The organism is Citrobacter sp. C6_1 (genome assembly GCF_014596835.2).
Classification (GTDB): domain Bacteria; phylum Pseudomonadota; class Gammaproteobacteria; order Enterobacterales; family Enterobacteriaceae; genus Citrobacter; species Citrobacter pasteurii.
The window spans coordinates 3,756,551-3,776,775 of record NZ_CP115031.1; the positions used below are offsets into that span (position 1 = coordinate 3,756,551).

The following is a 20,225-nucleotide window of genomic DNA, read 5'->3' on the forward strand; positions in this document are numbered from 1 at the left end:
AAAGCCGTGTCAAACCACGGCTTACCCGATCGAAAAAAAGCAAATACCTGCGATCAGGTGGCGCAGACTATATCACTGAAGCCCAACGCTAACAAATAGCACGATCCCTCACAGAGGGATTATCATCAGCTTGAGAGTCGTGTCACTTGTTTTGTCGCGACGTCTCTGGCGATGGCATCGACCCTCAGCACATCGTCAACGCTCTGCGGTTCCTGCAAATCCATCCTATCCAGTACGGACAAATTAAGATCGGCGATATCCGTAAATCGAATCTGCTGCGCCAAAAATGCGGCAACGGTAATCTCATTTGCGGCATTCAGCGCAGTTGTCGCAGCCTGTCCTTGCTCAAACGCGTCCATCGCCAGTTTCAGGCACGGATAACGCTGATAATCCGGTGCGGAAAACGTCAACGCACTGAGTTGGCAAAAATCGACAGGCTTAACGCCAGAGCTCACACGTTCCGGCCATGCCATCGTATGGGCGATAGGCGTGCGCATATCAGGCTCACCCAACTGGGCCAGGACGCTACCATCCTGATAACGGACCATAGAGTGAATAACCGACTGTGGATGGATCAGCACTTCCATCTGGCTTGCACTGGCATTAAACAACCAACGCGCTTCAATGTATTCCAGACCTTTATTCATCATGGTGGCGGAATCGACGGAGATTTTTCGTCCCATCGACCAATTCGGATGACGGCATGCCTGATCGGGAGTCATTAGAGCCAGATCGGGCAATGGCGTTTCACGGAAAGGGCCACCAGACCCGGTAAGCAGAACGGACACAACGCCGTTTTGCTCAAGGTCAGCGTATCCCAGATTGTGTTGGATAGGTTGCGGTAAACTCTGAAAAATCGCGTTATGTTCGCTATCTACCGGCAAAAGCTGCGCTTTATGCCGTTTCACGTCGTCCATAAACAGACGCCCGCAGGTTACCAGAGACTCTTTATTCGCCAGCAAAATGTTTTTGCCCGCGCGGATTGCCGCAAGCGTTGGCAACAAACCTGCCGCGCCGACTATCGCCGCCATGACCTGATCGACATCATCCAGCGCGGCCATATCACAGGCTGCCTGCTGCCCGCACATAACCTCGGTGCGACTTCCATGATCCCGCAATGCGGATTTCACCAGCGCTGCACTTTTATCGTCATCCATCACCGCGTAGCGGGGGGAAAACTCAAGACATTGCTCCACCATACGGGCGACATTTTTACCCGCTACCAACGCAGCAACACGAAATTTATCCGGGTTATGGCGTACTACATCGAGCGTACTGCAACCAATAGAGCCGGTTGAGCCCAGGATGGTTAATTGCTTCATGAGACATCCAGAAGAATTGAGACAGGATAAAAAAGCAAAACGCCGCCATCCAGCCTTCTCAGGCCTTCTAAGCGGCGTTTTTAGCGTACAGGCGAATCAGAACTGCATCAGTTCCGCTTCTTTCTCTGCCAGCGCCGCATCAACTTTCTTGATTGCAGAATCGGTCAGTTTCTGTACGTCGTCCTGAGAACGGCGATCGTCATCTTCGCTGATCTCTTTATCTTTCAGCAGCGCTTTCACTTTGTCGTTGGCATCACGGCGTACGTTACGCACCGCAACACGCGCGCCTTCAGCTTCACCACGTACGATCTTGGTCAGATCTTTACGACGCTCTTCGGTCAGCGGTGGCAGTGGTACGCGGATGTCAGAACCCGCTGAGCTTGGGTTCAAACCGAGGTCGGAAGCCATAATCGCTTTCTCAACGGCTGGTCCCATAGAACGGTCAAACACGTTGATTTTCAGGGTACGGGAATCTTCAACCGTTACGCTTGCCAGCTGGCGCAGCGGAGTCGGCGTGCCGTAATATTCTACGATAATGCCATCCAGCAGGCTGGGAGAAGCACGACCGGTGCGAATTTTGCTGATTTGATTTTTGAATGCTTCGACGCATTTGTCCATGCGTACTTCAGCATCTTTTCTGATATCGTTGATCACGTTACGAATCCTTGAAAGCTTGTTTCAGTCAGACCATACCCACCACGCAAGATGTGACAAGTATAGTCTTGATTAATTTTGAGGGACGTATCCCGCGACATTAAAGCGGAATATTACCTGCATTTAGCCGCAACGGGAATTATTCCGTGATTAACGTGCCTTCTTTTTCACCCATCACAACGCGGCGCAGCGCACCCGGTTTGTTCATGTTAAAGACACGAATCGGTAATTTGTGGTCACGAGCCAGCGTGAACGCAGCCAGATCCATCACTTTCAGCTCTTTATCCAGAACTTCAGCATAGGTCAACTGTTCGTACATGGTTGCTGTTGGATCTTTAGCCGGATCGGCGGTAAACACACCATCAACTTTAGTGGCTTTCAGAACCACATCCGCTTCGATTTCAATACCACGCAGGCAGGCTGCAGAATCGGTGGTAAAGAATGGGTTGCCGGTACCCGCAGACAAAATAACCACGCGGTTGTTGCGCAGCAGGCTAATTGCTTCTGCCCAGCTGTAGTTATCACACACGCCGTTCAGAGGAATTGCGGACATCAGGCGAGCGTTCACATAGGCGCGGTGAAGCGCATCGCGCATCGCCAGACCGTTCATTACGGTGGCTAACATGCCCATGTGGTCGCCCACGACGCGGTTCATCCCTGCTTTCGCCAGACCAGCACCACGGAACAGGTTACCACCACCGATCACTACGCCAACCTGGATTCCCAGCTCGACCAGCTCTTTGATTTCCTGAGCCATACGGTCAAGTATGCTTGCATCAATACCGAAGCCTTCTGAACCTTGCAGAGCTTCGCCACTTAACTTAAGCAGAATACGTTTGTAGACGGGTTTTGCATTGGTAGCCATGTTTCTTTCCTGAGACTGTCAACGAATGAGATGAGTTAATTCCAGCAACATTGTATGTCGCTTTTCAGCCCTGCCACTATAGCGCTTAGCTGAATTTACAAGTCGGGCGCAAAAAGAAGCCGCCCTCAGGCGGCTCCTTTTAAAATTAAGACTGCTTGGACATCGCAGCAACTTCTGCTGCAAAGTCAGTCTCAACTTTCTCGATGCCTTCACCCACTTCGAAGCGGATGAAACCCGTTACGTCAGCGTTGTGCTCTTTCAGCAGCTGAGCAACAGATTTGCTCGGTTCCATAACGAAAGGCTGACCAGTCAGAGAAACTTCGCCGGTGAATTTCTTCATGCGGCCTTCAACCATTTTCTCTGCGATTTCTTTCGGCTTACCAGACTGCATCGCGATGTCCAGCTGAACCTGGTATTCTTTTTCTACTACTTCAGCAGAAACGTCTTCCGGCTTAACGAATTCTGGTTTGCTTGCAGCAATGTGCATTGCCAGCTGTTTAACCAGTTCTTCATCAGCGCCAGTTGCAGCAACCAGAACACCGATACGCGCACCGTGCTGGTAGCTACCCAGTACTTCGCCTTCCAGGGAAGCAACGCGACGGATGTTGATGTTCTCACCGATTTTAGCAACCAGAGCAACACGTTCTTCTTCAAACTGCGCTTTCAGAACTTCAACATCAGTGATTTTGCCAGCAACGGCAGCGTCCAGTACTTTGTCAGCAAATGCCTGGAAACCAGCATCTTTAGCAACGAAGTCAGTCTGGCAGTTAACTTCCAGAATGAAAGCGATATTGCCGTCGATTTTGGTTTTGATTACGCCGTCAGCAGCAACGTTGCCTGCTTTTTTCGCTGCTTTGATAGCACCGGACTTACGCATGTTTTCGATTGCCAGCTCGATGTCGCCATTAGCTTCAGTCAGTGCTTTTTTGCAATCCATCATGCCTGCGCCAGTACGCTCACGCAGCTCTTTTACCAGGGATGCGGTAATTTCAGCCATTCTAAAATCCTCGGAAGATTTGATCTGCCCGGCATGAAACCGCACAGATTTAAAAGTGAAAAAGGGGCCTGAAGGGCCCCTAACCAAACATGATACTACCTGGTCTATAAGGGCTCTAACGAGCGTGCCTTATTATTCAGCTTCTACGAAGCTTTCTTCCGCCTGGGAAGCCAGATCCTGAGAACGGCCTTCACGAACGGTAGTAGCTACAGCGCCCAGGTACAGGGTCACAGCACGGATTGCGTCGTCGTTACCCGGGATAACGAAGTCAACACCGTCCGGATCAGAGTTGGTATCAACGATAGCAAATACCGGGATACCCAGGTTGTTTGCTTCTTTGATAGCAATGTGCTCGTGGTCAGCATCGATTACGAACAGAGCGTCCGGCAGGCCGCCCATGTCTTTGATACCGCCCAGGCTGTTTTCCAGTTTCTCAAGCTCACGGGTGCGCATCAGCGCTTCTTTCTTGGTCAGCTTTTCGAAAGTACCGTCCTGAGACTGAGTTTCCAGATCTTTCAGACGTTTGATGGACTGACGAACGGTTTTCCAGTTAGTCAGCATACCGCCCAACCAGCGATGGTTCACGAAGAACTGATCGCAGCTGTTAGCAGCGTCTTTCACCGCTTCGCTTGCAGCGCGTTTAGTACCAACGAAAAGGATTTTACCTTTACGAGCAGAGATCTTGTTCAGTTCAGCCAGAGCTTCGTTGAACATCGGTACAGTTTTCTCAAGGTTGATGATGTGAACTTTGTTACGCGCACCGAAGATGAACGGCTTCATTTTCGGGTTCCAGTAACGGGTCTGGTGACCGAAGTGAACACCAGCCTTGAGCATGTCGCGCATGGAAACAGTTGCCATGATAAAAACCTCTATATATAAAAGTTGGGGTTAAGCCTCCACGCATCCCATATTACCGACCCTTAAGGGCACCCCGGAATATGTGTCGATACGTGTGTGTTGTTACACAAAGTGAGATTTGTCGCTCCCGTCCATCGTGTGTAGTCTGCGAATAGAACGGAAGTCCGGCGCGCTTTATACCACAAATACGCCGTCGACACCAATAATTGTTGGTACTGTGTGCTGAATGAACGATGAATTTCGTGTTACAGGAAGGCGGCAAATTTTTGAATCTCCAGGAGCTTACATGTAGTAAGTGACTGGAGTGAAAAAATACAGCCAACGCACCTGTGGCACGAAAGGCGAAGTTCAGAATGATTCTCAATTTGGCAGGGTATACCCCAGACTGATACCATTGACGACACTTACACAATTATTGTCGAAATAATCGGCACTGATGGACAGAATTCATGGCTATCTCAATTAAGACTCCTGAAGAAATCGAAAAAATGCGCGTCGCTGGCCGTCTGGCCGCCGATGTACTGGAAATGATCGCACCGTTTGTTAAACCGGGCGTCAGCACCGGCGAGCTGGATCGCATCTGTAACGACTACATCGTGAATGAACAGCAGGCGATTTCCGCGTGCCTGGGTTATCACGGTTATCCGAAATCCGTGTGCATCTCTATTAATGAAGTGGTGTGCCACGGGATCCCGGATGACGCTAAGCACCTGAAAGACGGCGACATCGTCAACATCGACGTCACCGTAATTAAAGACGAGTACCATGGCGACACGTCGAAAATGTTCATCGTCGGGAAACCAACCATTCTTGGCGAGCGTCTGTGCCGCGTCACGCAGGAAAGCCTGTATCTGGCGCTGCGGATGGTAAAACCGGGTATTCGCCTGCGTACCCTGGGAGCTGCAATTCAGAAATACGCAGAAGGCGAAGGCTTTTCTGTGGTTCGTGAATACTGCGGCCACGGTATCGGTCGCGGCTTCCATGAAGAACCTCAGGTTCTGCACTACGATGCGGACGACGGCGGTGTGGTACTGCAGCCGGGCATGACCTTCACCGTAGAACCGATGCTGAACGCCGGCGATTACCGTATCCGCACCATGAAGGACGGCTGGACGGTGAAAACCAAAGACCGCAGCTTGTCTGCTCAGTACGAGCATACTATTGTGGTAACGGAAAACGGCTGTGAAATTCTGACGTTACGCAAGGATGACACCATCCCGGCGATCATCACACACGGCGAATAATGTTTTGCCTGATGGCGATGCGTTAGCATCTTATCAGGCCTACAATTTGCACTACTTCGTAGGCCGGATAAGGCGCTCGCGCTGCCATCCGGCTTTTTAATGGGTGGCGCATAATGAATACTCTTCCTGAACAGCACGCAAATACTGCCCTCCCCACCCTGCCTGGCCAACCGCAAAACCCAGGGACATGGCCACAGCACGACCTCAACTGTACCGGCGTTAAAGCCCATATCGATAATTTCCAGCACTGGCTGGGGGAAGCTTTTGACAGCGGAATTTCCGCTGAACAGTTAATCGAAGCCCGCACCGAATTTATTGACCAGTTGCTGCAGCGCCTGTGGATTGAAGCCGGTTTCGGTCAGATTGCCGATCTGGCGCTGGTTGCCGTTGGCGGCTACGGGCGTGGTGAACTGCATCCCCTTTCCGATATTGACCTGCTGATCCTGAGTCGTAAAAAACTGCCTGACGCGCAGGCGGAGAAAGTCGGCGAGTTATTAACGCTATTGTGGGATGTGCGGCTGGAGGTAGGACACAGCGTGCGGACGCTGGAAGAGTGTCTGCTGGAGGGGCTATCGGATTTAACCGTCGCCACCAACCTGATTGAAACACGACTGCTGATTGGCGATGTCGCGCTGTTCCTTGAGCTGCAAAAGCATATTTTTAGCGAAGGTTTCTGGCCGTCCGATAAATTTTACGCTGCCAAAGTAGAAGAACAGAATCAACGCCACCAGCGCTATCACGGCACCAGCTACAACCTGGAGCCGGATATCAAAAGCAGTCCCGGCGGCCTGCGCGATATTCATACTCTGCAATGGGTCGCCCGCCGTCATTTTGGTGCCACGTCGCTGGATGAGATGGTCGGCTTCGGCTTCCTGACGCTGGCAGAACGCGCCGAATTGAATGAATGTTTGCATATTCTGTGGCGGATCCGCTTCGCATTGCATCTGATCGTGAACCGATACGATAATCGTCTGCTGTTTGATCGGCAGCTCAGCGTGGCTCAACGCCTCAATTATGGCGGTGAAGGCAATGAGCCGATCGAGCGGATGATGAAAGACTATTTCCGGGTCACGCGACGAGTGAGTGAACTGAACCATATGCTGCTCCAGCTGTTTGACGAGGCGATCCTCGCCATGCCGGCTGATGAAAAACCGCGCCCAATTGATGACGACTTTCAACTGCGTGGCACATTGATTGACCTGCGCAATGACGACCTGTTTATCCGCGAGCCCGAGGCCATTTTGCGGATGTTTTACATCATGGTACGCAATAGCGCGATCACCGGAATTTACTCCACCACACTGCGTCATTTGCGTCATGCCCGCCGTCATTTAACTCAACCGCTGTGCTACATTCCGGAAGCGCGCTCGCTATTTCTCAGCATGTTGCGCCATCCGGGCGCAGTGAGTCGCGGCCTGTTGCCAATGCATCGCCATAGCGTGTTATGGGCCTATATGCCGCAGTGGTCACATATTGTCGGTCAAATGCAGTTTGATCTGTTTCATGCTTATACCGTGGATGAGCACACTATCCGCGTAATGCTGAAACTGGAAAGTTTTGCCAGGGAAGAGACTCGCCAGCGCCATCCGCTGTGTGTGGATCTGTGGCCGCGCTTGCGTCAACCGGAACTCATTCTGATTGCGGCGCTGTTCCACGATATCGCCAAAGGACGTGGCGGCGATCACTCTATTCTGGGGGCTCAGGACGTACTCAAGTTCGCCGAATTACACGGACTCAACTCCCGCGAAACGAATCTGGTCATGTGGCTGGTGCGCCAGCATCTGCTGATGTCGGTGACCGCTCAGCGCCGTGATATTCAGGATCCGGAGGTGATTAAGCAATTCGCTGAAGAAGTGCAAACGGAACATCGTCTGCGCTTTTTAGTGTGCCTGACCGTCGCGGATATTTGCGCGACTAACGAAACGCTGTGGAATAGCTGGAAGCAAAGTCTGCTGCGCGAGCTGTACTTTGCGACGGAAAAACAGCTACGTCGTGGGATGCAAAACACGCCGGATATGCGCGAACGCGTGCGCCATCATCAGCTTCAGGCGCTGGCGCTACTGCGAATGGACAACATTGACGAAGAAGCGCTGCACCATATCTGGTCACGCTGCCGCGCCAACTATTTCGTGCGCCACAGCCCAAATCAACTGGCCTGGCATGCGCGTCATCTGCTGCAACACGATCTCAGTAAACCGCTAATTTTACTCAGCCCGCAGGCCACGCGCGGCGGAACGGAGATTTTCATCTGGAGCCCGGACCGTCCTTACCTGTTCGCCGCCGTCTGCGCCGAACTGGACAGGCGTAATCTTAGCGTTCACGATGCACAAATTTTCACCACCCGTGATGGCATGGCGATGGATACGTTCATCGTTCTGGAGCCGGACGGCAGTCCGCTGTCGTCAGACCGACACGAAGCGATCCGTTTTGGACTGGAACAGGCGATCACGCAGCGGAGCTGGCAGCCGCCGCAACCACGTCGCCAACCGGCAAAATTGCGCCACTTTACCGTCGATACCGAGGTCACTTTCCTGCCGACCCATACCGACCGAAAATCATTCCTTGAGCTTATCGCCCTCGACCAGCCTGGACTGCTGGCGCGGGTCGGGCAGATTTTTGCCGATCTGGGAATTTCGCTGCATGGCGCCCGAATTACAACTATTGGCGAGCGAGTAGAAGATTTATTCATAATCGCCACCGCCGACCGGCGTGCTCTTAATAATGAGCTGCAGCAGGAAGTACATCAACGGTTGACAGAGGCCCTCAATCCAAACGATAAAGGGTAATGTTTTTATTTATTATGGAAAGAGTTTAACAATGCAGCAGTTACAGAACGTTATTGAGTCCGCTTTTGAGCGTCGTGCCGACATTACTCCGGCAAATGTGGATACCGTAACCCGTGAAGCGGTTAATCAGGTTATTTCTTTACTGGATTCCGGTGCACTGCGTGTCGCAGAAAAGATTGACGGCCAGTGGATCACCCATCAGTGGCTGAAAAAAGCGGTCCTGCTCTCTTTCCGTATTAACGATAATCAGGTTATCGAGGGTGCGGAAAGCCGCTACTTCGATAAAGTGCCGATGAAATTCGCCGACTACGATGAAGCACGCTTCCAGAAAGAAGGCTTCCGCGTGGTTCCGCCTGCGGCCGTGCGTCAGGGCGCATTTATCGCGCGTAACACCGTGCTGATGCCGTCTTACGTTAACATTGGTGCGTATGTCGATGAAGGTACGATGGTTGATACCTGGGCGACCGTAGGTTCTTGTGCGCAAATCGGTAAGAATGTTCACCTGTCCGGCGGCGTCGGCATCGGTGGCGTACTGGAGCCATTACAGGCAAACCCGACCATCATCGAAGATAACTGCTTCATCGGCGCACGTTCTGAAGTTGTGGAAGGCGTGATTGTCGAGGAAGGCTCTGTTATCTCGATGGGCGTGTATATCGGTCAGAGCACCCGTATTTACGATCGCGAAACCGGCGAAGTGCATTATGGCCGCGTTCCGGCGGGCTCTGTGGTTGTCTCCGGCAACCTGCCATCGAAAGATGGCAAATACAGCCTGTACTGCGCGGTGATTGTGAAGAAAGTCGATGCCAAAACGCGTGGCAAAGTGGGTATCAACGAACTGTTACGTACCATCGACTAACAGCAATTTGAAAAAGCGGGCTTAGCCCGCTTTTTTTACATCTGCGAGTGGCATAAACAAGGCTTTTCGTTAATTATTCAATGGTTATGGTGAGCTTAAGGGTACCGCTATGTATGACAATCTGAAAAGTCTGGGCATTACTAATCCTGAAGAGATCGATCGTTACAGTCTGCGGCAAGAAGCCAACAACGATATCCTGAAAATCTATTTCCAGAAGGATAAAGGCGAGTTTTTTGCCAAGAGCGTGAAGTTCAAATATCCCCGCCAACGTAAAACAGTAGTCGCCGATGGCATCGGTCAGGGCTACAAAGAAGTGCAGGAGATCAGTCCAAATCTGCGCTATGTGATCGACGAGCTGGATCAGATCTGCCAGCGCGATCGCAGTGAAGTCGATCTTAAACGCAAGATCCTCGATGATTTACGTCATCTGGAAAGCGTCGTGACCAATAAGATCAGCGAAATTGAAGCCGATCTGGAAAAACTAACGCGTAAATAAGCAGTTTGTTGCCGGATGGCAGCGTATTACGCCTTATCCGGCCTACAGGTATGTCCTCGTAGGCCGGATAAGCGTAGCGCCATCAGGCAATGAATCAATGCTGCTCATCCAGCTGTAACGCGACATACAACAACAGTCGATCGTCAAAATTCCCCAAATCCAGCCCGGTCAGCTCTGAAATTCGGTTCAGGCGATATTCCAGCGTATTACGATGGATAAACAACGCTTTTGAGGTCGCCAGCGGCTGAACGTTATGCCGAAACCAGGCCGCTAATGTCCGACGCAGTAAGCCGTTGTTATCCATTGCTTTCAGCCGTACCAACGGACGCGCCAGCTCATTAGCCTGCCAGCCACCACGCAAGCTGTCTAACAGCACTGGCAACATTAAATCCTGGTAAAAATAGCTGCGGCTTTCCGGCATCCGTTGCTTACCGACCATCATGGTGGTGCGCGCCGTACGATACGAACGGGCAATACTGCCGGGTCCGGTAAAATAGTTGCCCAGCGATACGCGAAAGCGTAGCTGTCCGTTCTCTTTCATACGGGCGATCAGCTGTTCAACACGCTTGCGATGATCTTCTGCATCCCAGCGGCCAAACTGATTCAGTGCGGGTTTCAGAACCACCATCTCAGTCAGTGAAACAATCGCAATCAGGTTATTTCGTTCTGGTGTCGTCAACGCATTTTGTAATTGCTGTAGTTCAGCCATGGCGCTGTCTACACCAAGCTGACCGCTGTCGACCTCCACCACCGCTACCACGCGCGGCTGGTTCAGATCTATACCTAGCCGCTGCGCCCATTCCACCAGCGCCGGGGTGTTCTCTTCAGCCTGAATCAGGTTCATCACCAGTTCTTCGCGCAGACGACTGTCCTGAGCGAGCAGATGCATCAAACGCGACTGCTCCAGCATCATTTCGGCGGTCATACACACCAGCTCGCCGTATTTACGCAGATGTTCCGGTTCACCGGTAAGCCCGATAACACCAACGATTTCGCCTTCAAGACGCAACGGCAGGTTTATCCCCTGACGCACGCCGTGCAAATGCCTTGCCACTGCATCGTCAATGTCCACCACCCGGCCTTGTGAGAGCACCAGCAGCGCACCTTCGTGCAATTCACCAATACGTTCGCGATCGCCACTGCCAATGATCCGCCCACGGGCATCCATTACGTTGATATTGGTATCAATGATGCGCATCGTGCGCGCCACGATATCCTGCGCCATTTTGGTATCGAGATGCCAGCCAGCCATAAACCCCTCCTGTGAGCAGAGCTCAAGCATAGGGAAGATAATAAGCGGCGACATTGTGCAAATGCACAAAGCAGAAGGAAGAAATATGGAGTTGTGGGAGGTATCACAAAAAGAACCCCTTCCTTTACAGGAAGGGGTTGAGGGAGATTACTGCATCAACAGATAGATGGAGCTGTCGCCACGCTGAATGTTCAGCGCCAGTACAGCCGGTTTACTGTCGAGAATTTTGCGCAGTTCGGCGATGTTTTTCACTGGTTGCTGGTTAGCACCGATGATGACATCCCCTTTCTTCAGGCCAATCTGTGCCGCCGGCGAATTCGGTTTCACATCACTTACCACGACACCTTTATCCTGGCCTTTGTTGCTCATATCCGCACCTTCAATGCCTTTGAAGATAGAGCTGGAATCAACCTGAGTCTGGCTGCTCTGCTGCAGTTCCAGGTTCACCGTTACCGGCTTACCGTCGCGCAGCAGGCCAAGGTTAATTTTACTCCCCACTGGCATGGTGCCAACCTGCGCACGCAGGGCTGCGAAGCTGCTGATTGGTTTACCGTTCAGTGATGTAATCACGTCACCAGCTTTGATACCGGCTTTCGCTGCAGAAGAGTTCGGCATCACCTGGCTGACGAATGCCCCGCGCTGGGCATCCACTTTCATCGCTTTCGCCAGCTCAGAGCTCAGCTCAGTCCCCATAATACCCAGCTCACCGCGTTTAACCTGGCCGAACTCAACCATCTGCGAAGTCAGGTTTTTCACCATGTTGCTTGGGATAGCAAAACCGATCCCGATGTTGCCACCATCCGGTGCGAGGATCGCGGTGTTAATCCCGATCAACTCACCATTCAGGTTAACCAGCGCACCACCAGAGTTACCGCGGTTGATCGCCGCATCCGTCTGGATAAAGTTCTCGTAGTTTTCGGCATTCAGGCCACTACGCCCCAGTGCAGAAACGATACCTGATGTCACCGTTTCACCGAGGCCAAACGGGTTGCCAATCGCTACAGTGTAATCACCCACGCGCAGCGCATCAGAATCTGCCAGCTTAATTGCCGTCAGGTTTTTCGGATCCTGAATTTGGATCAGCGCGATATCAGAGCGCGGATCTTTTCCGACGATCTTCGCGTCAAACTTACGCCCATCGCTCAGTTGAACCTTGATCACCGTGGCATTATCGACCACATGGTTGTTGGTCACAACATACCCTTTCGCGGCATCAATGATGACGCCAGACCCCAGCGCCATAAATTTCTGCTGCTGTCCGCCGCCGTTGTCAGCGCCCGGAGCACCGCCCTGGCAGAACGGGGAGCTCTGGAACGGAGAACCGTCCTGGCAGAACGGAGAGTTATCACCGAAGAACTGCTGGAAATTACGCGGCATACGCGGCGTATTGACCGTCGTGCTCCCCTCGACATTAATACTCACCACCGATGGCATCACTTTTTCGAGCATCGGGGCCAGGCTTGGCATCTGTTGGGCTGTTGTCGCTGAAGACGCTGTCTCAGCCGCCGTTGCAGACAGGGGGGACAACGCCAAACCTAAACTCAGAGCCAGTGCACTCATTGCTAATGTGGTTTTTTTCATGTGTTTCGTTCTCGATTAACAGGTCACGCAAAATTGCTGTATACCTCAGAGTCGTTTTATAGCGCTAAGTTCCAGAATGAAGTTTAAGGAAAAAGTAAAATTTTATTGTCCGCCTTTACAAATGAGTATTTATTGTTCTACCGCCATCAGCCGTCTATATTCATCCCAGGCATACAAGTCAGTCATCCCGCTGATATAATCCTGAATTAAACGACAGCGGTAATAATATTCCATGACCGGGAACTCGGCACTACCTGGCAATATTTTACTGACCGCCTCAACATAAGCAAGACGATGGCGGGTAGACAACTTCTGAAATAATCGTGATTCGATAGGAAACTGTTTTAATCTTTCGTGTTCAACCAGCCCGCTAAAGTCGGATAATGACATTTTTAACAGTGGTTGGTAGATTTCCATAAGCCCACTGATAACCCGATAGCCTTGCAATTCCAATTGCTCCACATCTGGATGGCTAAATACATGTTTTACCGCCACATTTTTATAGACACCCAGCAACTGGCTGAAGCTACTGGCATCTTCTAATAAAGCGTGATTAAAACTCCCCTCAAAAATTTGTGGCACATTATCAATAAAACGCTGAGCGGCGTACGGTACCAGCTTATTCAGCGTGTTAACGCGTAAATACATAAAGAACTGATCTTCTGTACTGCGGCTTAATGTATTTGAGCGAGATTTTTCCCAGGCGTTCTCAACAACCAGGCTAAACAGGGAACCTTTTTCATGATGTCCCCACGCCTCATACAGATGGTGGTAAAGCTGCTCGACGCTGAAGATTCTTTTCTCAACAGCATCCTCCAGATCAGCCACACAATAAGAGATATCGTCCGCTGCTTCCATAATCCAGGTTAACGGAAAGCGACTGTAAGGTGCTAAGGATAATTCTTTACGTAACCGCTCAATATACGGTTCCTCGGAAAGGTAATATCCTGGTTTCTTCATTAAATAGCTATGCGTCGCCGGCGTACCTCCACGCCACCATGCCGGGCGCGTATATTTTAAAATTCCCCCCACCTGCGACCAGGTCAGGTTCATGCGCATCAGGGTATGCACCAGCCGAATGCCCTGCGCATTGCCCTCAAAATGGCACAGGTCCTGACGTACCTTGCGGCGAATATCATTGAGCGACTCTTCACCTTCACGCAAGCATAACGCAGACACCAGGCAGCGATCGTCGCTTAACGGCTGACTTTCAGCATCAGCCGGATAGAGTCGCTGGCGAAACCAGTCATTAATTGCTGCCTCGCCAAAATGACCAAACGGCGGATTGCCGATGTCATGCATCAGGCAGGACATTTCGACGATGCTTTCAAAGGGACCGGTCAATTCATCCAGGCCGTACTGCTCCAACAGCTTTTGCTCTTTCAGTCGGCTGAGGATCTCTTTGGCGATATAACGTCCTACCTGCTGAACTTCCATCGAGTGCGTCAGGCGCGTACGCACCGCCGCGTTACGCTCCAACGGAAAGACCTGGGTTTTTTGCTGCAGTCGGCGAATAGCCGGAGAATTGATAATGCGTCCACGGTCGCTTTCGAAAATGCGCAGGATCTCATATTCAGATTTCACGCCCTGCGGCGAACGGTAACGACGATGCCAGTTTATTTTTTTTCGGAAATCGATCTGTGCCATGTCCTCTCCCGCCTGAGAAATGCGCTACCCCTTAAGCGCATGATAGACTATGCCCTCAAATCTGGCTTATCGCGAGTAAATCTATGAAAATCGGCATCATTGGTGCAATGGAAGAAGAAGTTACGCTGCTGCGTGACAAAATCGAAAACCGTCAGACAATCGCTCTTGGCGGTTGTGAAATTTACACAGGCCAACTGAACGGTACTGAGGTTGCGCTACTGAAATCAGGCATCGGTAAAGTGGCTGCGGCGCTGGGCGCAACGCTGCTGCTTGAACACTGCAAGCCAGATGCCATCATCAATACCGGTTCAGCGGGTGGCCTGGCTTCTACGCTGAAAGTGGGTGATATCGTGGTTTCTGACGAAGCTCGCTATCACGATGCTGACGTCACCGCATTCGGCTATGAATTTGGTCAGTTACCGGGCTGCCCGGCCGGTTTTAAAGCCGACCCGGCACTGATTGCGGCGGCGGAATCCTGCATTGCCGAACTCAATTTGAACGCGGTCCGTGGACTGATCGTCAGCGGCGATGCCTTCATTAACGGTTCCGTTGGCCTGGCAAAAATTCAGCATAACTTCCCGCGGGCAATTGCCGTTGAGATGGAAGCAACCGCAATTGCGCACGTGTGTCACAACTTTAACGTGCCGTTTGTTGTCGTTCGCGCTATCTCTGACGTCGCCGATCAGCAGTCCCATCTCAGCTTTGACGAGTTCCTGGTCGTTGCTGCGAAACAGTCAAGCCTGATGGTTGAAACGCTGGTACAGAAACTGGCACATGGCTAAATACATCTCCAGGGCGCTGGTCGCCCTGCTTTTCATACTTCCGGCGTGGCTTTACGCCGCGCCGCGCGTTATTTCGCTTTCCCCAGCCAACACTGAACTGGCCTTCGCCGCCGGTATTACCCCCGTTGGCGTCAGCAGCTATTCAAACTACCCGCCAGAGGCCAAAAATATTGAAGAGGTCTCAACCTGGCAAGGCATGAATCTGGAACGTATTGTGGCGCTCAAACCCGATTTGGTTATTGCCTGGCGTGGAGGGAATGCTGAGCGGCAGGTTAATCAACTGACCGCCCTGGGAATTAAGGTCATCTGGGTCGATGCCGTCACCATCGAGCAGGTCGCTGAGGCATTGCGTCAACTTGCGCCATGGAGTCCCAAGCCTGAACAGGCAAAGCAAGCAGCGCAAACCTTGCTTGATGAGTATGCTTTACTAAAATCTCAGTATGCCAACAAACCAAAAAAACGTGTGTTTCTCCAGTTTGGCGCAAATCCTCTGTTTACCAGTGGAAAAGGTTCCATTCAAAACCAGGTTCTTGAGGTATGTGGTGGAGAAAACATCTTTTCCGGCAGCCGGGTTCCATGGCCGCAGGTCAGCCGCGAACAGGTTCTGGCGCGCGCCCCTCAGGCAATTGTTGCTACCGGCGGTTCAGGCGAAATTCTTAAAATTGAGCAATACTGGGGAAATCAGCTAAAAATTCCGGTTATTACTCTTGATAGTGACTGGTTTGAACGCGCGAGCCCGCGTATTATCCTCGCCGCAAAACAACTCTGTAATGCGCTTTCACAAGTAAATTAGCGCCTGCCCCCACCAGGTTTGTTGTGAGGATGTAAAGATGCTCGTCTATTGGCTGGATATTGTCGGTACCGCGGTATTTGCTATCTCTGGCGTATTGCTTGCCGGAAAACTGCGTATGGATCCCTTCGGCGTTCTGGTCCTGGGCGTGGTAACCGCCGTCGGTGGCGGTACGATCCGAGATATGGCGCTGGATCATGGCCCCGTATTCTGGGTTAAAGATCCCACCGACCTGGTAGTGGCGATGATCACCAGTATGTTGACGATCGTGCTGGTGCGTCAGCCAAGACGCTTACCGAAATGGATCCTTCCGGTGCTGGATGCCGTCGGCCTGGCGGTGTTCGTGGGTATTGGCGTGAATAAAGCGTTTCTCGCCGGAACCGGCCCCCTGGTGGCAATTTGTATGGGGGTCATTACCGGCGTCGGCGGCGGAATTATTCGCGACGTGTTAGCGCGTGAAGTGCCGATGATCTTACGTACCGAAATCTACGCTACCGCATGCATCATTGGCGGCATCGTCCACGCCACCGCGTTTTATACCTTTAATGTGTCGCTGGAAAACGCCAGTATGATGGGGATGGTCGTTACCCTGCTGATTCGGCTTGCCGCCATTCGTTGGCATTTGAAATTGCCGACGTTTGCGCTGGATGATAACGGGCGTTGATGTGACGATGCAGAACATGTAGGCCGGATAAGGCGTTTACGCCGCCATCCGGCATATTGCCCGGTGGCACTACGCTTACCGGGCCTACACCGTCAGACCATCGGTATTACAGACAGCAATCAGATGCTGAAAGAGGAACCACACCCGCAGGTGCTTTTGGCGTTCGGGTTAGTCACAACAAAGCGAGAACCTTCCAGACCTTCAGTGTAATCAACCGCACCGCCTACCAGATACTGCAGGCTCATCGGATCAACCACCAGACCAACACCCTGCTTCTCAATGGTCATATCACCATCGTTTACCTGATCATCAAAGGTAAAACCGTACTGGAAACCGCTGCAACCACCGCCGGTGATATACACGCGTAATTTCAGATTTGGGTTATCTTCATCTGCGATCAGGCTTTTTACTTTATTGGCTGCTGCTTCAGTAAATTGCAGTGGCAGCGCTACGTCATCACTCATATTTTGCTCCAAACGACATTGGCAATTGGGCAAATTATAACCCAATGGTTGAGGCCATTATCTAATACCCTGGTATTTCGTTCAAGTATTCTCGCCCGTGGCGGTACTCTGGCTTTTTGCCGCCTGCTCTGCTTCCTGTTTAGCCAGTGTGCGGGCAAGGATAGTCGAGTATAGCGGTTTTCCACCCATAAACTGGGCTAATAGTGTTGCGCCAAGACAGGTAATAATCATTGGCAAAATGAGCTGATAGTTATCCGTCATTTCCAGCACCAGCACAATGCCCGTTAACGGCGCACGCACTGAAGCGGCCAGCAATGCCCCCATCCCGGCAATAGCAAACGTCCCCGCCTCCAGATGATACTGCGGAAACGAGGCTGCTGCAGCCATGCCAAATGCAGTTCCCAGCAATGTGCCTAACGCCAGCATCGGGGCAAATATCCCACCAGGCGCGCCGGATGAGAAGCACAGCAGCGTGGTGAGGACCCTGGCGATAAAGATAAACAGCAGCAGGCCCACGCTGAAATTGCCCGCAGCGGCAATCGGGATCAGGTTAAATCCACCGCCTGCCGCTTCAGGTTGAATCAAACCGAGGATCCCGCACAGGCCGCCGATCACACCGCCCATCAGCACCCATTTTTTAATTTCACCACCGTGAAAGCGTTGAAACATATCCTGGGTACGCAACACCATGGTATTGAACAACGGCCCGACGCAACCAAAAATAATCCCAAGGATGAGGTACAACCACAGTGTATTAACCGGCGCATTGGAGAGTTTCCCGACCTCAATAATCGGAGCCTCGCCGTTGAAAATACGAAACACAATGCTCGACATAATCACGCCAGTAAATACGGCTTTGATCGACACGAGGTTATAACGAAACTGTGGTCGCATCTCTTCAATAATGAACAGAATGCCGGCCAAAGGCGCATTAAACGCAGCCGACAGCCCCGCAGCCGCACCGGTTGCCAGTAAGGTGTGCCGCGCTTCGGCGCTACGCATGCGGAAAATATCCAGCACCATGCGCCCGATATTGCCACCAATTTGCACCGTTGGCCCTTCCCGGCCAAGCACCATTCCGGCGCCCAGCGTTCCCATACCGCCGATAAATTTTACCGGCAGCACACGCCACCAGCGCACTGGGCGGAGCTCTTCCAATGCGCCTTCAATCTCAGGTATCCCCGAACCACCGGCTTCCGGGGCAAATTTACGCACCAGAAAATACCCCACCATCGCCAGCAGTGCAGAAAGAATAAACGCCAAAGGCCATACCAGGACGGCGTGGTCAGCAACCTGTGCCAGCGTGCCAATACGCAGATTTTGCACCCAGGTCACGGCTTTCTCAAACGCCACACCCACTAACCCCGTCACTGTCCCCACCACGGCGGCCATAAAGAGGATCGCCAACGGCGTTTTGTCACGCTCAAGGAGTCGACGGATCTGATCCCTGCGCCGTAAACGCACAATTTGTTGTGCTTCAAAAGAAGGGGTGTCTGTTTTCATCAGATAATCATTAATTGGTAATACAAATACGGAAACGGCATTCTACTCGCACGTTTCGTGAAAATCCCCTGCAAATCGTATTGTTTCAAATACGCAAAACTTTCATAACCTTCTCTGAATAACTAGAATAGCGGGCATTTACTTTTTCTACGAACCAGGACCCCATCCATGAGTAAGTCTGAAAACCTCTACAGCGCAGCACGCGAACTTATCCCCGGCGGCGTTAACTCCCCCGTTCGTGCCTTTACTGGCGTGGGTGGTACTCCGCTGTTTATTGAAAAAGCGGACGGCGCATATCTGTATGATGTCGATGGTAAAGCCTATATCGATTATGTCGGCTCCTGGGGGCCGATGGTGCTGGGTCATAACCACCCGGCAATTCGCAATGCCGTGATTGAAGCGGCAGAGCGCGGTTTAAGCTTCGGCGCGCCGACCGAAATGGAAGTAAAAATGGCGGCGCTGGTCACTGAGTTAGTGCCAACCATGGATATGGTACGTATGGTGAACTCCGGTACCGAAGCCACAATGAGCGCGATCCGTCTGGCGCGTGGTTTCACCGGACGCGATAAGATCATCAAATTTGAAGGTTGCTACCACGGCCATGCTGACTGCCTGCTGGTCAAAGCCGGTTCCGGCGCGTTAACGCTGGGTCAGCCTAACTCCCCAGGGGTTCCGGCAGATTTCGCGAAACATACCCTGACCTGCACCTATAACGATCTTGCCTCAGTACGTGCGGCATTCGAACAGTATCCGCAGGAAATCGCCTGTATTATCGTTGAACCGGTTGCCGGCAACATGAACTGCATCCCGCCACTGCCGGAATTCCTGCCGGGCCTGCGTGCGCTGTGTGATGAGTTTGGCGCACTACTGATCATCGATGAAGTGATGACCGGTTTCCGCGTCGCACTGGCGGGTGCGCAGGATTATTACGGCGTTGTACCGGACCTGACCTGCCTGGGTAAAATTATCGGTGGCGGCATGCCTGTTGGCGCATTTGGCGGCCGTCGTGATGTGATGGATGCCCTGGCCCCAACCGGGCCGGTTTACCAGGCGGGTACGCTGTCCGGTAATCCAATTGCGATGGCGGCAGGATTCGCCTGTCTGAATGAAGTCGCCCAGCCGGGGATTCATGAGACGTTGAACGAACTGACCACGCGCCTGGCAGAAGGCCTGCTGGAAGCCGCTCAGGAAGCAAATATTCCATTGGTGGTTAACCATGTCGGCGGGATGTTCGGGATTTTCTTCACTGACGCAGAAACCGTAACCTGCTATCAGGACGTGATGGCGTGCGATGTTGAGCGCTTCAAGCGTTTCTTCCACATGATGCTGGATGAAGGCGTTTACCTGGCGCCGTCCGCCTTTGAAGCAGGCTTTATGTCTGTCGCGCACAGCGAAGAAGATATCAATAACACCATCGACGCCGCACGCCGGGTGTTTGCGAAATTGTAAAAAAGAGAACGGGCA

General features: G+C 52.1%; 18 protein-coding genes and 1 pseudogene. 8 read left to right on the forward strand and 11 right to left on the reverse strand.

The annotated features are described in order from the left end of the window. Positions 1-125: 125 nt before the first annotated feature. From ispC to rpsB, 5 genes are all read right to left on the reverse strand, one after another. On the reverse strand, positions 126-1,322 hold the full coding sequence (gene ispC, locus IB196_RS18125) for a 1-deoxy-D-xylulose-5-phosphate reductoisomerase (RefSeq protein ID WP_005132112.1): 1,197 nt from the start codon (positions 1,320-1,322) through the stop codon (positions 126-128). A 96-nt stretch (positions 1,323-1,418) separates the two neighbouring features. After that, positions 1,419-1,976: a ribosome recycling factor gene (gene frr, locus IB196_RS18130; RefSeq protein ID WP_188232471.1), complete on the reverse strand. Its 558-nt coding sequence runs from the start codon at positions 1,974-1,976 to the stop codon at positions 1,419-1,421. A 139-nt stretch (positions 1,977-2,115) separates the two neighbouring features. Beyond that, positions 2,116-2,841 (reverse strand): UMP kinase, encoded by a 726-nt coding sequence (pyrH, locus tag IB196_RS18135; protein ID WP_005132114.1) that lies wholly within the window; start codon positions 2,839-2,841, stop codon positions 2,116-2,118. A 145-nt stretch (positions 2,842-2,986) separates the two neighbouring features. Next, entirely contained in the window at positions 2,987-3,838 is an 852-nt protein-coding gene (tsf, locus tag IB196_RS18140; protein WP_005132116.1) for a translation elongation factor Ts, read from the reverse strand. Positions 3,839-3,970: 132 nt separating this feature from the next. Next, positions 3,971-4,696: a 30S ribosomal protein S2 gene (gene rpsB, locus IB196_RS18145; RefSeq protein ID WP_005132117.1), complete on the reverse strand. Its 726-nt coding sequence runs from the start codon at positions 4,694-4,696 to the stop codon at positions 3,971-3,973. Between the two features lie 449 nt (positions 4,697-5,145). Between rpsB and map the strand changes: the two genes are divergently transcribed. The 4 genes from map to IB196_RS18165 all read left to right on the forward strand — a co-directional run bounded on the left by map (position 5,146) and on the right by IB196_RS18165 (position 10,078). Then, positions 5,146-5,940, forward strand: a complete 795-nt coding sequence (map, locus tag IB196_RS18150) for a type I methionyl aminopeptidase (RefSeq protein ID WP_005132119.1) — start codon at positions 5,146-5,148, stop codon at positions 5,938-5,940. Positions 5,941-6,053: 113 nt separating this feature from the next. After that, complete coding sequence (gene glnD / locus IB196_RS18155) at positions 6,054-8,726, forward strand: bifunctional uridylyltransferase/uridylyl-removing protein GlnD (protein ID WP_005132121.1); 2,673 nt, start codon at positions 6,054-6,056, stop codon at positions 8,724-8,726. Between the two features lie 31 nt (positions 8,727-8,757). Then, positions 8,758-9,582: a 2,3,4,5-tetrahydropyridine-2,6-dicarboxylate N-succinyltransferase gene (gene dapD, locus IB196_RS18160; RefSeq protein ID WP_005132123.1), complete on the forward strand. Its 825-nt coding sequence runs from the start codon at positions 8,758-8,760 to the stop codon at positions 9,580-9,582. A gap of 109 nt (positions 9,583-9,691) precedes the next feature. Beyond that, positions 9,692-10,078 carry a DUF3461 family protein gene (locus IB196_RS18165; RefSeq protein WP_005132126.1) on the forward strand — a complete coding sequence of 129 codons (387 nt, stop codon included), beginning with the start codon at positions 9,692-9,694 and terminating at the stop codon, positions 10,076-10,078. Positions 10,079-10,172: 94 nt separating this feature from the next. Here IB196_RS18165 and cdaR read toward each other — a convergent pair whose 3' ends face one another. The 3 genes from cdaR to dgt form a co-directional block, all read right to left on the reverse strand. Next, positions 10,173-11,330, reverse strand: coding sequence for a DNA-binding transcriptional regulator CdaR (cdaR, locus tag IB196_RS18170; protein ID WP_005132128.1), 1,158 nt, complete (start codon positions 11,328-11,330; stop codon positions 10,173-10,175). 147 nt (positions 11,331-11,477) lie between these two features. After that, on the reverse strand, positions 11,478-12,911 hold the full coding sequence (degP, locus tag IB196_RS18175) for a serine endoprotease DegP (RefSeq protein WP_005132129.1): 1,434 nt from the start codon (positions 12,909-12,911) through the stop codon (positions 11,478-11,480). 129 nt (positions 12,912-13,040) lie between these two features. After that, positions 13,041-14,558, reverse strand: a complete 1,518-nt coding sequence (gene dgt / locus IB196_RS18180; RefSeq protein ID WP_188232470.1) for a dGTPase — start codon at positions 14,556-14,558, stop codon at positions 13,041-13,043. Between the two features lie 83 nt (positions 14,559-14,641). Between dgt and mtnN the strand changes: the two genes are divergently transcribed. From mtnN to IB196_RS18195, 3 genes are read left to right on the forward strand one after another with little or no spacing between them, the layout of a single operon-like run. Beyond that, entirely contained in the window at positions 14,642-15,340 is a 699-nt protein-coding gene (gene mtnN, locus IB196_RS18185; RefSeq protein ID WP_040230026.1) for a 5'-methylthioadenosine/S-adenosylhomocysteine nucleosidase, read from the forward strand. Continuing rightward, complete coding sequence (gene btuF, locus IB196_RS18190) at positions 15,333-16,133, forward strand: vitamin B12 ABC transporter substrate-binding protein BtuF (RefSeq protein ID WP_149691225.1); 801 nt, start codon at positions 15,333-15,335, stop codon at positions 16,131-16,133. Before mtnN ends, btuF begins: the two co-directional genes overlap by 8 nt. Before the next feature lie 37 nt (positions 16,134-16,170). Beyond that, positions 16,171-16,794 (forward strand): TRIC cation channel family protein, encoded by a 624-nt coding sequence (locus tag IB196_RS18195; protein WP_005132135.1) that lies wholly within the window; start codon positions 16,171-16,173, stop codon positions 16,792-16,794. Between the two features lie 119 nt (positions 16,795-16,913). On the opposite strand, the gene erpA is transcribed toward IB196_RS18195, so the two are convergent. From erpA to clcA, 3 genes and pseudogenes are all read right to left on the reverse strand, one after another. Next, positions 16,914-17,258 carry an iron-sulfur cluster insertion protein ErpA gene (gene erpA, locus IB196_RS18200; RefSeq protein WP_003018581.1) on the reverse strand — a complete coding sequence of 115 codons (345 nt, stop codon included), beginning with the start codon at positions 17,256-17,258 and terminating at the stop codon, positions 16,914-16,916. Then, positions 17,251-17,316 (reverse strand): annotated as a pseudogene (yadW, locus tag IB196_RS18205) (small protein YadW). Before yadW ends, erpA begins: the two are co-directional and overlap by 8 nt. 23 nt (positions 17,317-17,339) lie before the next feature. Next, on the reverse strand, positions 17,340-18,761 hold the full coding sequence (gene clcA / locus IB196_RS18210; protein ID WP_040230022.1) for a H(+)/Cl(-) exchange transporter ClcA: 1,422 nt from the start codon (positions 18,759-18,761) through the stop codon (positions 17,340-17,342). A gap of 168 nt (positions 18,762-18,929) precedes the next feature. Here clcA and hemL point away from each other — a divergent pair, with 168 nt between their 5' ends. After that, positions 18,930-20,210 (forward strand): glutamate-1-semialdehyde 2,1-aminomutase, encoded by a 1,281-nt coding sequence (gene hemL, locus IB196_RS18215; RefSeq protein ID WP_005132140.1) that lies wholly within the window; start codon positions 18,930-18,932, stop codon positions 20,208-20,210. Positions 20,211-20,225 lie beyond the last annotated feature (15 nt).

Coding starts and splice junctions, on each gene's coding strand:
- ispC (WP_005132112.1), bottom strand. CDS start 1,322: ATGAAGCAATTAACCATCCTGGGCTCAACCGGCTCTATTGGTTGCAGT.
- pyrH (WP_005132114.1), bottom strand. CDS start 2,841: ATGGCTACCAATGCAAAACCCGTCTACAAACGTATTCTGCTTAAGTTA.
- tsf (WP_005132116.1), bottom strand. CDS start 3,838: ATGGCTGAAATTACCGCATCCCTGGTAAAAGAGCTGCGTGAGCGTACT.
- rpsB (WP_005132117.1), bottom strand. CDS start 4,696: ATGGCAACTGTTTCCATGCGCGACATGCTCAAGGCTGGTGTTCACTTC.
- map (WP_005132119.1), top strand. CDS start 5,146: ATGGCTATCTCAATTAAGACTCCTGAAGAAATCGAAAAAATGCGCGTC.
- glnD (WP_005132121.1), top strand. CDS start 6,054: ATGAATACTCTTCCTGAACAGCACGCAAATACTGCCCTCCCCACCCTG.
- dapD (WP_005132123.1), top strand. CDS start 8,758: ATGCAGCAGTTACAGAACGTTATTGAGTCCGCTTTTGAGCGTCGTGCC.
- IB196_RS18165 (WP_005132126.1), top strand. CDS start 9,692: ATGTATGACAATCTGAAAAGTCTGGGCATTACTAATCCTGAAGAGATC.
- cdaR (WP_005132128.1), bottom strand. CDS start 11,330: ATGGCTGGCTGGCATCTCGATACCAAAATGGCGCAGGATATCGTGGCG.
- degP (WP_005132129.1), bottom strand. CDS start 12,911: ATGAAAAAAACCACATTAGCAATGAGTGCACTGGCTCTGAGTTTAGGT.
- dgt (WP_188232470.1), bottom strand. CDS start 14,558: ATGGCACAGATCGATTTCCGAAAAAAAATAAACTGGCATCGTCGTTAC.
- mtnN (WP_040230026.1), top strand. CDS start 14,642: ATGAAAATCGGCATCATTGGTGCAATGGAAGAAGAAGTTACGCTGCTG.
- btuF (WP_149691225.1), top strand. CDS start 15,333: ATGGCTAAATACATCTCCAGGGCGCTGGTCGCCCTGCTTTTCATACTT.
- IB196_RS18195 (WP_005132135.1), top strand. CDS start 16,171: ATGCTCGTCTATTGGCTGGATATTGTCGGTACCGCGGTATTTGCTATC.
- erpA (WP_003018581.1), bottom strand. CDS start 17,258: ATGAGTGATGACGTAGCGCTGCCACTGCAATTTACTGAAGCAGCAGCC.
- clcA (WP_040230022.1), bottom strand. CDS start 18,761: ATGAAAACAGACACCCCTTCTTTTGAAGCACAACAAATTGTGCGTTTA.
- hemL (WP_005132140.1), top strand. CDS start 18,930: ATGAGTAAGTCTGAAAACCTCTACAGCGCAGCACGCGAACTTATCCCC.